Origin of the sequence: Burkholderia sp. Bp8984, assembly GCF_003853755.1 — a bacterium.
GTDB lineage: Bacteria > Pseudomonadota > Gammaproteobacteria > Burkholderiales > Burkholderiaceae > Burkholderia.
Window position 1 is genome coordinate 57,543 of the sequence record NZ_QTQN01000017.1, and the last position, 12,480, is coordinate 70,022.

Sequence of the window (12,480 nt, forward strand, 5' to 3'; positions counted from 1 at the left end):
TCAGGCCGGTGCGCTGCCTTGAATCAGCCGCGCCGCGACCGACCCGCGCAACGCATTGCAGATCATCAACTCGTCTGCGTTCAGCACATCGTCGAGCGTCAGCACACGCTCTTTTGCGCCTAGCGCCGGATCGTCGAGCAGCACACCGCGCATCACGCCGGGCAACACGCCGCACGACAACGGCGGCGTCAACCACACGCCATCACGCTTCACGAACACATTCGACCGCCCGCCTTCAGTCACCTCGCCGCGCTCGTTCACGAACAGCATGTCGAAGCCGCCGAGCGCTTCCGCCGCCTGCCACGCGCGATCGTATTCCGCGCGGTGCGTCGTCTTGTGCAAGAGCAGCGCATCGTCCGTGCGGGTTGGCGCAAAGCCGTGCGCGGACGCGAGCATCACGCCGACCGGCCCCGCGGGCAGCGGCTTCAATACCGCGGCCGTGATGTCGACCGTGCCGTCCTTCGCGAGCGCGAGCTTCATCCGGTACGGGCCGTCGCCGTCGAGCGCCGCGCAGCGCGCGTCGATCTCGCGGCGCAACGCGTCGGCGTCGAGGCGGAAGCCGAACGCATCCGCGCTGCGCTGCAGCCGCGCGAGATGGCGCTCGAGATGCCGGATGCCGTCCGCACGTGTCGCGGCCGTGGTTTCGAACAACTGGAAGCCGGGATCGGCATCGGTCAGGAATCGCGCTTTCAATTCACACTCCGCATATTCGTCGGCGGCGACGCTGTCGAGCACGATGCCGGCGCCGACACCCATCCTGCCGCGCCGCCGGCCGCTAGCGGCCGTTGCCGCGTCGCGCGCGTCGATCGTTGCAGCCGCATCGACGGCGGTCGCATCGAGCGTCAGCGTCCGGATCGCGACCGACAGGCAGAAATCACCGCAGCCGGCCGCGCCGTCGGGCACCGCAGTGCCTGCCGGAGAGCCTTCCTTCGGTGCATCGAGCCAGCCGATCGCGCCCGTATAGAGCCCGCGCGGCGTCGACTCGATTGCGTCGATCAGTTCCATCGTCTTGTGCTTCGGCGCACCGGTGATCGATCCGCACGGAAACAGCGCACGCAGCATCTGCGCGAACGTGGTGCCGTCGCGCCAGCCGGCCTCGACCGTCGACGTCATCTGCCACACCGACGCATACGGCTCGACCGAGAACAGCGCCGGCACCTTGACCGTGCCCGTGCGCGCGATCCGCGACACGTCGTTGCGCAGCAGGTCGACGATCATCACGTTTTCCGCGCGGTTCTTCGGATCGCTCGCGAGGAACGCGGCGGCCGCCGCATCGTCGCGCGGATCGGCCGAGCGCGGCGCGGTGCCCTTCATCGGCCGCGCGCGCAGCACGTCGCCGTGCTTCTCGACGAACAGCTCCGGCGAGCACGACACGACCCACGCGCCGTCGGGCAGCGCGATCAGCGCGCCGTAACGCACGGGCTGACGCGCGCGTAGCCGCCGGTACAGCGCGAGCGGCGTGCCGAACATGTCGAAATTCAGCCGGTACGTGTAGTTGATCTGATACGAATCGCCCGCCCGCAGCGCGTCGTGCACCGCGGCGATCGCCGCGTCGAACGCGTCGCGCGACACACTCTTCGCGACGTGCGCGACGCCCGCGATCGACGGCGGGCCGCCGCCGTCCTGCTGCGCGAGCCATGCATCGACTTCATCGCGCGACAGGCGCTCGCAGCGCGCATACAGCAAAAAGCGCAGCGGGGCATGGCCCGGCTGCGCTCTGTCCAGATTGCGTCCGAATTCGTAGTCGCCGACGACGATCGCATGCAGCCCGTCGCGCAGATCCTGCGCCACCGCCGCATCGACTTCGTCGAGCCGTGCCGGATCCGTGCACACGCGTTCGCGCACGAAACCGGAATACAAACGACTCGACCGCGCGGACGCGGTCGAGTCGCAATCGTCCAAGAGCGCGAACGACGCGCTCTCGTTGCCTTCAGTCATGCCGTTACTCGAAGAAGCTCTTCACCCGGTCGAACCAGCTCTTGCTCTGCGGGCTGTGACGCGCACCGCCCTCGGCCAGCGACTTCTCGAACTGCTTGAGCAGATCGCGCTGCTGGTCGGTCAGCTTCACGGGCGTCTCGACCTGCACGTGTACGTACAGATCGCCCGCGATGCTCGAACGCAGACCCTTGATCCCCTTGCCGCGCAGGCGGAACGTCTTGCCCGACTGCGTGCCTTCCGGCACCGGGAACGACGCACGGCCGGCCAGCGTCGGCACCTCGATCTCGCCGCCCAGTGCGGCGGTCGTGAACGGGATCGGCATCTGGCAGTGGAGATCGTCGCCGTCGCGCTCGAACACCGAGTGCGGCTTGATGTGGATCTCGACGTACAGGTCGCCCGGCGGCCCGCCGTTGATGCCCGGCTCGCCGTTGCCGGCGGAGCGGATCCGCATCCCGTCATCGATGCCGGCCGGGATCTTCACTTCGAGCGTCTTGGTTTCCTTCACCTTGCCCGAGCCGTGGCAGTGCACGCACGGTTCCGGGATGTAGGTGCCGGTGCCGTGGCACTTCGGGCAGGTCTGCTGGATGCTGAAGAAGCCCTGCGACATGCGCACCGTGCCCTGGCCGTGACAGGTCGGGCAGGTTTCCGGCTTCGTGCCGGGCTTCGCGCCCGACCCGTGACAGACTTCGCACGATACCCAGCTCGGCACGCGGATCTGCGTGTCGTAGCCGTGCGCGGCCTGCTCGAGCGTGATTTCCATGCTGTAGCGCAGGTCGGCGCCGCGATACACCTGCGGACCGCCGCGGCCGCCGCGCGCGGCACCGCCCGCGGCCTGGCCGAAGATGTCGCCGAAGATGTCGCCGAACGCATCCGCGAAGCCGCCGAAACCCTGTGCGCCCGCACCGCCCATGTTCGGATCGACGCCCGCGTGGCCGTACTGGTCGTACGCCGCGCGCTTCTGGTCGTCCGACAGCATTTCATAGGCTTCCTTCGCCTCCTTGAAATGCTCTTCCGCATCCTTGTTGTCCGGATTGCGGTCAGGGTGATACTTCATCGCAAGCTTGCGATACGCCTTCTTGATTTCGTCGTCGCTCGCGTTCTTCGCGACGCCCAGAACCTCGTAGTAATCCCGTTTCGCCATATCGATTCACTGTGCCGTCGCGCGTCACGCACGCGGCGGCTCCTTTCGCCCGCAGTAAAGTCTCTCGACTCGTCTGGCGCTGCGCCGTCCGCGGACGGCTCGCGCAGCACCCGCCAAAAAACAAATGTGCCCGGAGGGCCGCGAAGCCCGCCAGGCGTGGAGTCGATCCGGCCATCCGGAAGGAAAGACAGACCGCTTTCAGTCGTTGGTCAACCGCGCCGCGCGCGTTTCCACGCGCGGCGTACGGTGCCATTGCAACCCGGCTTAGTCCTTCTTCACTTCCTTGAACTCGGCGTCGACGACGTCATCGGCAGCCTGCTGCGCACCGCCCGCCTGGGCCGCGCCTTCCGCTGCACCCGCCGCGCCGGCTTGCTGCGCCTGCATGTCGGCGTACATCTTTTCGCCGAGCTTCTGCGAAGCCTGACCGAGTTCCTCGACCTTCGCGTCGATCGCCGCCTTGTCGGCCGACGTATCCTTCAGCACGTCCTCGAGCGACTTCAGCGCCGCTTCGATCTTTTCCTTCTCGCCCGCGTCCAGCTTGTCGCCGTACTCGGTGAGCGCCTTCTTCGTGCTGTGGACCAGCGCGTCGCCCTGGTTGCGCGAATCAGCCAGCTCGCGCAGCTTGTGGTCTTCCGCTGCGTTCGCTTCCGCGTCCTTGATCATCTGGTCGATTTCAGCGTCGGACAGGCCCGAGTTCGCCTTGATCGTGATCTTGTTTTCCTTGCCGGTCGCCTTGTCCTTCGCGCCGACGTGCAGGATGCCGTTCGCGTCGATGTCGAAGGTCACTTCGATCTGCGGCACGCCGCGCGGCGACGGCGGGATGCCTTCGAGGTTGAACTCGCCGAGCAGCTTGTTGCCTGCCGCCATCTCGCGTTCGCCCTGGAACACCTTGATCGTCACGGCCGACTGGTTGTCGTCCGCCGTCGAATACACCTGAGCGTGCTTCGTCGGGATCGTCGTGTTCTTGTTGATCATCTTCGTCATCACGCCGCCGAGCGTCTCGATACCGAGCGACAGCGGGGTCACGTCGAGCAGCAGCACGTCCTTGCGGTCGCCCGACAGGACCTGGCCCTGGATCGCCGCGCCGACTGCGACGGCTTCGTCCGGGTTCACGTCACGGCGCGGATCCTTGCCGAAGAACTCCTTCACCTTCTCCTGCACCTTCGGCATGCGGGTCTGGCCGCCGACCAGGATCACGTCGTCGATGTCCGACACCTTGACGCCGGCGTCCTTGATCGCGATGCGGCACGGTTCGATCGTGCGCTCGACCAGATCCTCGACCAGCGCTTCCAGCTTCGCGCGGGTGATCTTCAGGTTCAAGTGCTTCGGACCCGATGCGTCGGCCGTGATGTACGGCAGGTTGATTTCGGTCTGCTGGCTCGACGACAGCTCGATCTTCGCCTTTTCAGCGGCTTCCTTCAGGCGCTGCAGCGCGAGCACGTCCTTCGACAGGTCGACGCCCTGCTCCTTCTTGAACTCGCCGATGATGTAATCGATGATGCGCTGGTCGAAGTCCTCGCCGCCGAGGAACGTGTCGCCGTTGGTCGACAGCACTTCGAACTGCATTTCGCCGTCGACGTCCGCGATCTCGATGATCGACACGTCGAACGTACCGCCGCCGAGGTCATACACGGCGATCTTGCGGTCGCCCTTCTCGGCCTTGTCGAGGCCGAACGCGAGCGCGGCTGCCGTCGGCTCGTTGATGATCCGCTTGACTTCGAGGCCCGCGATGCGGCCGGCGTCCTTGGTTGCCTGGCGCTGGCTGTCGTTGAAGTACGCCGGCACCGTGATCACGGCTTCCGTGACCGGCTCGCCGAGGTAGTCTTCGGCCGTCTTCTTCATCTTGCGCAGCACTTCGGCCGACACCTGCGGCGGCGCGAGCTTCTCGCCGTGCGCTTCGACCCATGCGTCGCCGTTGTCGGCCTTGATGATCGCGTACGGCATCAGGCCGATGTCCTTCTGGACTTCCTTCTCTTCGAAGCGGCGGCCGATCAGGCGCTTCACGGCGAACAGCGTGTTCTTCGGGTTGGTCACGGACTGACGCTTGGCCGGCGCGCCGACGAGCACTTCGTTGTCGTCCATGTAGGCGATGATCGACGGCGTCGTGCGCGTGCCTTCCGAGTTCTCGATGACCTTGACCTGGTTGCCTTCCATGATGGCGACGCACGAGTTCGTGGTGCCGAGGTCAATACCGATGATCTTTCCCATTTTCACTAATCTCCAGAAATGCTTGTTTGCTGCGCGAAACCCCGCGTTTTTGGGCAGTTTCGCGCGCCAGAATTCAACTCTGTTCCCGAAATGCGTCCGGCCGATCCGTTTTCAAGACCCGCCAAGCGATGCGGATATTAAATTTTTTCAATCGCCGCCGGTAGCCGGATCGTACGAACCGGCGTCGCGGCCCGACGGCGCGCCGGCCGCCGCGGCGATCTTCGCGCGCGCCGCCGACACCGCCGCCTGGAACTGCGCGAGGCCATGCCAGCCGGTCGCGCGGCCGAGCCTCTTGCCGCGGTGGAAGAAGAACCACGTCGGCACGCCGTGCAGGCCGAAGCGGCGCCCCAGCTCATGATGTTCGTACACGTTGCAATGGAACCACTTCAGATCCAGCGCGCGGATCGCGTCCGGCTGGGCGAGCATCGCCTTCTTGGCGATCTCGCAGTTGAAGCAGTCGACGCCCCAGAAGAACACCACGGCGAGCGCATCACCGGCGCCGGCGATCGCGGCGTCGAACGTGTCGGCCGCCAGCGCCTGCATGTCGAACGCGTCGAACGCGGCCGGATCGACGCCGGCGGGAACCATCGCGTCGGCCTTACTTCGGCTGGGCGACCGTGACGAGCGCCGGGCGCAGCACGCGGTCGGCGATCATGTAACCCTTTTGCAGGACGGTCACGACGGTGTTCGGCTCCTGCTCGGCCGGCACCATCGAAATCGCCTGGTGCTGGTGCGGATCGAACTTCTCGCCGACCGGGTTGATCGCGACGACGCGGCCCTTCTCGAGCGCGCTCGTCAGCTGGCGCAGCGTCAGTTCGACGCCTTCGCGCACCTTCGTGATGTCGCCGGACGTATCGCCGACGGCAGCCTCGAGGCTGTCCAGCACGGGCAGCAGGTGCTCCGCGAAGCCCTCGATCGCGAACTTGTGCGCCTTCGAGACATCTTCCTGCGCGCGGCGGCGGACGTTCTCGGTCTCGGCCTTCGCCCGCAGGAAGCTCTCCTGCAGCTCGGCGACCTTGGCTTGAGCCTCCGCGAGCGCCGCGTCGGCTGCTTCGGCGGCGGGCGCCGCGCCTTGCGCCGCCTGCTTCTCGCTGCCGATGTCTTCGGCCGATTGGGTAGCCGGGTTCTCTTGCGTGTTTTCCATGTCGCTGAAAGTCGATTAGAGGTTGAAGCCAAATCGGCAACCGCCGGACCGTATGTCGGCGGCACCGCACATTGTTGGTGCAAATAAGGGCGAAAACTGCGATTTCAAGGGGGTTATTCACCGGCATTCGCCAATGCCGTGAAACAACCGCGCTGCACGCCGCCGATTACGTGCATTTGTCGCCGGATCGGACGAAACGACCGGTAACAACGCTTACCAGGCAAGTACTAGCTCGGCACAGGGGGGTGCACTACACTCCATTCAAGCGTCGAAAAAGCGCGTTTACCCTAGCTTACCGGCGCCTGACATCCACCTGGCGCTGCATTCACAGTCCCATCGAGGCGCGTACCGTGAAACTGACCTTTGCCATATCGGTGGTCGCGCTGGTACTGATTGCCGGCACCACCACCATCTGCCTGTCCGGAGCCGTCACCGACCGCACGACCGAATACGGAAGCGCGCGGGCGACGTTCGACCAGATGTTCAGCTCCCACCAGAAAATCTGTCGATGATGCGCCGGTCGCGCTTGGTCGGCCGGCCGTGCAGTTCCGCCGCCGGCTCGCGATAGGTGCGGCGCCGTTCCAGTTCGGCGAGCCGCGCGACGCGCCCCGCTTCCGTTTCCTCGTAAAGCGTCTGCGCGATGCTCGCGGGCCCGCGCACGTCGCAAATGCCAAGCACGGCAATGTGCCAGACGACACCGTCGATCGCAATCTCGACCTCGTCGCCGACGCGCACGTCCTTGGCCGGCTTCACCGCCGCGCCGCCGATCTTCACGTGGCCCTTGTCGACCGCGTCGGACGCGAGCGAGCGCGTCTTGAAGAAGCGGGCCGCCCACAGCCATTTGTCGATGCGCAGCTTCGCGCCGGGTTCAGTCGAAATCCTGTAGTTCATCGCGTTCAACTCACCGTTTCGGGCTGCGCGGCCTTCACCGGCCAGCCCTGCAGATTCTCGGCGACGATCTCGCCCAACGCGCCGATCCACGCGGGCGCGCCGTTCAGGCACGGAATCCGGTGGAACGCCTGGCCGCCGCCCGCGATGAACTCGTCGCGCACCTCCATCCCGATCTCCTCGATCGTCTCCAGACAATCGGCCGTAAAACCGGGACAGAACACGTCGGCCCGCCGCACGCCCGCCTCGCCGAGTTCGCGCAGCGTCGGCGCCGTGTAGGGCTGCAGCCACTCGGCCTTGCCGAAGCGCGACTGGAACGTCACGCGGCATTCGAGCGTCGACAGCCCGAGCGCGGCCATCAGCAGCGCGCCCGTCTGCTGGCACTGGTCGTGATAGGGGTCGCCCAGGTCGAGCGTGCGCTTCGGCACGCCGTGGAAACTCAGCACGAGCTTGTCGCCGGCCGCGAAGTCGGGCCGGCCATGCTGCGCCCAGTACTGGCGCACCTGTTCGGCGAGCGCGTGGATGTAGGCCGGATGGTCGGCGTAGTGCCGCACCGTGCGCACTTCCGGCTGGTTGCGCATCCGCGCGAGCGCGGCGAACGCGGCATCGAATGCCGTCGCGGTGGTGGACGCCGAGTATTGCGGGTACATCGGCATCAGCAGCACGCGCTCGACGCCAGCACGCTTGAATTGCGCGAGCGCCTGCGCAATGCCCGGGCTGCCGTAGCGCATCGCGTAGTCGACCGTCACCTGATAGTCGTTCGACGCGAGCAGGTGGCGCACGCCGTCGGTCTGGCGCTCGGTGTATACGCGCAGCGGCGAGCCTTCGGGCATCCAGACGGCCGCGTACTTCTTCGCGGACGCGCGACCGCGCAGCGGCAGGATCAGCGTGCGCAGCAGCACCTGCCAGACGACCTGCGGGATTTCGACGACGCGCGGGTCCGACAGGAACTCGGCCAGATAGCGCCGCACCGCGCGTGGTGTCGGGGCGTCGGGCGTGCCGAGATTGATCAGCAGCACGCCGATGCGATGGGCAGCTGCGACGCTCGAAGGCGGCTCAAGATCGAAACGCATGGGCAGGAACGTGCTCGGGGCACGCAGTCGGACGGCCCTCAATTATAGCGGGCCGTCTCGCCCGGGTCGGCTGGCCGTTCGGCCGACTGGCGGTACGCACGGCGCCGCGGCACGATGGCGGGACGGTATCGGTCGGGTTACTGCTGGCTCAGCGTGAGCGACAGCAGCCGCGCGGTGATGTCGACGATCGGGATCACGCGGTTGTACGCCATGCGGGTCGGGCCGATCACGCCGAGCGTGCCGACGATCTGGCCGTTCACCTCGTAGGGCGCGGTCACGACGCTCATTTCCTCGATCGGCACGAGCGTCGATTCGCCGCCGATGAAGATCTGCACGCCCTGGGCGTGGCTCGACACGTCGAGCAATTGCAGGAGGCCCGTCTTTTGGTCGAACACGTCGAACAGCTTGCGCAGCCGCGCCATGTCGGACGACAGATCCGCCACTTCGAGCAGGTTGCGCTCGCCGGAAATGAGCACGGTGTCCTCGGTATCGGGCACCTCGGTGCTGGCCGTCACGGCCGCATGCATCAGCGTGGTCATGTCGCCGCGCAGCTGGTCGATCTCGTCGCGCAGGCGGCGGCGCACCTCGTCGAACGACAGCCCGGCGAAGTGCGCGTTGATGTAGTTGGACGCCTCGGTGAGCTGCGACGGCGAATAGTCGCGCGGCGTCGCGAGCATCCGGTTCTGCACGTCGCCCTCGGGCGTGACGATGATCAGCAGGATGCGCTTGTCCGACAGCCGCATGAACTCGATCTGCTTGAACACGTGGCTGCGGCGCGGCGTCAGCACGACACCCGCGAACTGCGACAGGTTCGACAGCACGCTCGCCGCGGCCGCCACGACCCGCTGCTGCGGTTCGCCGGCCTGCAGCGTGTTCTGCACCTGGCGCGCGACGGCCTCGGCGTCGATCGGCGCCTCGACCGTCAGCATCGTGTCGACGAACAGCCGGTAGCCGCGCGGCGTCGGCACGCGGCCGGCCGACGTATGCGGGCTCGACACGAGGCCGAGCTCCTCCAGGTCGGACATCACGTTGCGGATCGTTGCCGGGCTCAGTTCGAGCCCGGAGTAACGGGACAACGTGCGCGAGCCGACCGGCTGACCGTCGGCGATATACCGTTCGATCAGGGTTTTCAGGAGGGTTCGTGCGCGAGGATCTAGCATGGTGGAAAATTTTAGCGCAACCGCGCGAGCACGGCGAGTGGCCGCGGCCACTGTCGCCCGGGCCGACCGATCCGGCCCCGTTCGCGCACAGCCGGTTCTTTTCGTCAACGAGCTATGGTGTAATGCCGGCATGAAAACCGGTAATCAGTTCAACACCGTCGCGCTCGTCGGCCGGAGCAACACGCCCGGCATCGCCGAGCCGCTCGCCACGCTGGCTGGCTGCATCGCGAAGCTCGGCTTCGAGGTCGTGTTCGAAGCCGAAACGGCGCGCGAGATCGGCATCTCCGGCTATCCGGCGCTCACCCCGGCGGAGATCGGCGCGCGCGCGGACGTGGCGGTCGTGCTCGGCGGCGACGGCACGATGCTCGGCATCGGCCGCCAGCTCGCGCCCTACAAGACGCCGCTGATCGGGATCAACCACGGGCGGCTCGGCTTCATCACCGACATCGCGGCGGCCGACATGCAGGCGCGCGTCCCGGTGATCCTGTCGGGCAAGTTCGAGCGCGAGGAGCGCTCGCTGCTCGAGGCCCGGATCGTGCGCGACGGCGAACCGATCTACCACGCGCTTGCGTTCAACGACGTCGTCGTGAACCGCAGCGGCTTTTCCGGGATGGTCGAGCTGCGCGCGTCGGTCGACGGCCGGTACATGTACAACCAGCGTTCGGACGGCCTGATCGTCGCCACGCCGACCGGCTCGACCGCGTACGCGCTGTCGTCGGCCGGCCCGATCCTGCATCCGCAGCTCCAGGGCATCGTGCTCGTGCCGATCGCGCCGCACGCGCTGTCGAACCGGCCGATCGTGCTGCCCGACGATTCGAAGATCGCGATCCAGATCGTCGGCGGCCGCGACGTCAACGTGAACTTCGACATGCAGTCGTTCACCTCGCTCGAACTGAACGACACGATCGAGGTGCGCCGCTCGAAGCACACGGTGCCGTTCCTGCACCCGGTCGGCTACAGCTACTACGCGACGCTGCGCAAGAAGCTGCACTGGAACGAACACGCATCGAACGAAGACGACAAGGCGTCCTGACGCACCCACGCCCGACACCATGCTCCGCCACCTCTCGATTCGCGACTTCGTCATCGTCGCCGCGCTCGATCTCGAATTCGACAGCGGCTTTACCGTCTTTTCCGGCGAAACCGGCGCCGGCAAATCGATCCTAATCGACGCCCTGGCCCTCGCGCTCGGCGAACGCGCCGACGCGAGCGTCGTGCGCGCCGGCTGCGGCCGCGCCGACATCACCGCCGAATTCACGCCGCACGACCGCGTCGCGCGCTGGCTCGACGAACACGCGTTCGACGCCGAGGACACCGTGATGCTGCGCCGCGTGATCGACGCGAACGGCCGCTCGCGTGCGTTCATCAACGGCACCAGCGCGACGCTCGCGCAGCTGCGCGAGCTCGGCGAGATGCTGGTCGACATCCACGGTCAGCACGCGCACCAGCTGCTGATGCGGCCCGACGCGCAGCGCGAGCTGTTCGACACGCACGCGGGGCTCGTGGCCGATGCCGCGAACGTCGCACGCGCGTGGCGCGTCTGGCGCGACGCAACGCAGGCGATCGACGCCGCGAAGGCGCATGAGCGCGAACTGCAGCTCGAACGCGAGAAGCTCGCCTGGCAGCTCGCCGAACTCGACAAGCTCGCACCGCAACCCGGCGAATGGGACGAAGTCGGCAGCGAGCACAAGCGCCTGTCGCATTCGGCGAACCTGATCGCCGGCGTGCAGGGCGCGCTCAACGCGCTGTCCGAGGCCGACGACGCGATGCTCCCGCAGCTCGGCGCGATCGTGTCGAAGCTGCGCAGCCTGGCCGACTACGACACGGGGCTCGGCGATGCGCTCGCGTCGCTCGAACCGGCCGAAATCCAGCTGCAGGAAGCCGTCTATTCGCTGTCGCACTACGCGCAGCGCCTCGATCTCGACCCGGCCCGGCTCGCGCAGGTCGAAACGCGCCTCGACGCGCTGCACTCGACCGCCCGCAAGTTCCGGCTGCCGCCCGACACGCTGCACGAGGAACATGCGGCACGCCGCGCGCAGCTCGCCGCGCTCGACGCGGCCGCCGATCTCGGCGCGCTCGAAGCCGCGCAGGCGAAGGCACGGGAAGCCTATCTCGCCGACGCGAAACACCTGTCGACGGCCCGCGCGCAGGCCGCGAAGGCGCTCGGCACGGCCGTCACGGCCGGCATGCAGGAACTGTCGATGGCGGGCGGCAGCTTCGAAGTCGCGCTCGTGCCGCTCGCCGACGGCGGCCCGCACGGGCTCGAACAGGTCGAATTCCGGGTCGCCGGGCACCCCGGCGTGCCGCTGCGGCCGCTCGCGAAAGTCGCGTCGGGTGGCGAACTCGCACGGATCAGCCTCGCGCTGGCCGTGATCGCTAGCGCCGCCAGCCCGACGCCGACGCTGATTTTCGACGAAGTCGACACGGGGATCGGCGGCGGCGTCGCCGAGGTGGTCGGCCGCCTGCTGCACCAGCTCGGGCGCGACCGCCAGGTGCTGTGCGTGACGCACCTGCCGCAGGTCGCCGCACGCGGCGACCATCACTTCCAGGTCGCGAAAGGCGCCGACGAGCGCGGCGGCACCGTCTCGTCGGTCGTCCCGCTCGACAAGGCGAGCCGGGTCGAGGAAGTCGCGCGGATGCTCGGCGGGCTCGAGATCACCGCCACCACGCGCAAGCACGCGAAGGAAATGCTGGCGGCCTGACGCCGGCTTCGTCGGCCGAAATGCAGAAGATCGGCGCATGCGCCGGTCCCGGACCGCCGACGAACCCCACGTTTTTCGGAACGCGGCGTGTCGCCTTTCCCGGAACAGGCCTGCAGCGGCACGGCGAGCAGGCAGACCGATCTGCCGGTCGAACCGCTCGCACGGCGCAGTTTTTCGATGGACGAGCGCCGCCCGCCCTACCCCGCGGATTCGAGCGTCCTGCCGC

11 protein-coding genes are annotated in these 12,480 nt (G+C 67.3%); 3 read left to right on the forward strand and 8 right to left on the reverse strand.

All coding sequences use genetic code 11. The features are described from left to right. The 5 genes from DID98_RS18595 to grpE all read right to left on the reverse strand — a co-directional run bounded on the left by DID98_RS18595 (position 1) and on the right by grpE (position 6,431). Positions 1-1,938: a chorismate-binding protein gene (locus DID98_RS18595; RefSeq protein WP_124571180.1), complete on the reverse strand. Its 1,938-nt coding sequence runs from the start codon at positions 1,936-1,938 to the stop codon at positions 1-3. 4 nt (positions 1,939-1,942) lie between these two features. Next, positions 1,943-3,079: a molecular chaperone DnaJ gene (dnaJ, locus tag DID98_RS18600; RefSeq protein WP_044844050.1), complete on the reverse strand. Its 1,137-nt coding sequence runs from the start codon at positions 3,077-3,079 to the stop codon at positions 1,943-1,945. A 264-nt stretch (positions 3,080-3,343) separates the two neighbouring features. Next, a complete protein-coding gene (gene dnaK / locus DID98_RS18605) occupies positions 3,344-5,287 on the reverse strand; it encodes a molecular chaperone DnaK (RefSeq protein WP_044844049.1) in 1,944 nt (647 codons plus the stop codon). A gap of 147 nt (positions 5,288-5,434) precedes the next feature. Continuing rightward, entirely contained in the window at positions 5,435-5,875 is a 441-nt protein-coding gene (locus DID98_RS18610) for a thioredoxin family protein (protein WP_124571181.1), read from the reverse strand. A gap of 10 nt (positions 5,876-5,885) precedes the next feature. Further along, positions 5,886-6,431 carry a nucleotide exchange factor GrpE gene (grpE, locus tag DID98_RS18615; protein ID WP_044844047.1) on the reverse strand — a complete coding sequence of 182 codons (546 nt, stop codon included), beginning with the start codon at positions 6,429-6,431 and terminating at the stop codon, positions 5,886-5,888. 350 nt (positions 6,432-6,781) lie between these two features. Between grpE and DID98_RS35875 the strand changes: the two genes are divergently transcribed. Continuing rightward, positions 6,782-6,943 carry a hypothetical protein gene (locus DID98_RS35875; protein WP_006476841.1) on the forward strand — a complete coding sequence of 54 codons (162 nt, stop codon included), beginning with the start codon at positions 6,782-6,784 and terminating at the stop codon, positions 6,941-6,943. Here the strand turns inward: DID98_RS35875 and DID98_RS18625 are convergent. From DID98_RS18625 to hrcA, 3 genes are all read right to left on the reverse strand, one after another. Further along, positions 6,915-7,322 carry an RNA-binding S4 domain-containing protein gene (locus DID98_RS18625; protein WP_124487960.1) on the reverse strand — a complete coding sequence of 136 codons (408 nt, stop codon included), beginning with the start codon at positions 7,320-7,322 and terminating at the stop codon, positions 6,915-6,917. The two genes, DID98_RS35875 and DID98_RS18625, sit on opposite strands and share 29 nt — an antisense overlap. A 5-nt stretch (positions 7,323-7,327) precedes the next feature. Then, complete coding sequence (hemH, locus tag DID98_RS18630) at positions 7,328-8,392, reverse strand: ferrochelatase (RefSeq protein ID WP_124551342.1); 1,065 nt, start codon at positions 8,390-8,392, stop codon at positions 7,328-7,330. A gap of 137 nt (positions 8,393-8,529) precedes the next feature. After that, positions 8,530-9,552, reverse strand: coding sequence for a heat-inducible transcriptional repressor HrcA (hrcA, locus tag DID98_RS18635; RefSeq protein WP_011544637.1), 1,023 nt, complete (start codon positions 9,550-9,552; stop codon positions 8,530-8,532). Positions 9,553-9,682: 130 nt separating this feature from the next. Between hrcA and DID98_RS18640 the strand changes: the two genes are divergently transcribed. Then, positions 9,683-10,585 carry an NAD kinase gene (locus DID98_RS18640; protein WP_124487961.1) on the forward strand — a complete coding sequence of 301 codons (903 nt, stop codon included), beginning with the start codon at positions 9,683-9,685 and terminating at the stop codon, positions 10,583-10,585. Between the two features lie 19 nt (positions 10,586-10,604). After that, positions 10,605-12,254, forward strand: a complete 1,650-nt coding sequence (gene recN / locus DID98_RS18645) for a DNA repair protein RecN (protein WP_124519945.1) — start codon at positions 10,605-10,607, stop codon at positions 12,252-12,254. Positions 12,255-12,480: the final 226 nt, after the last annotated feature.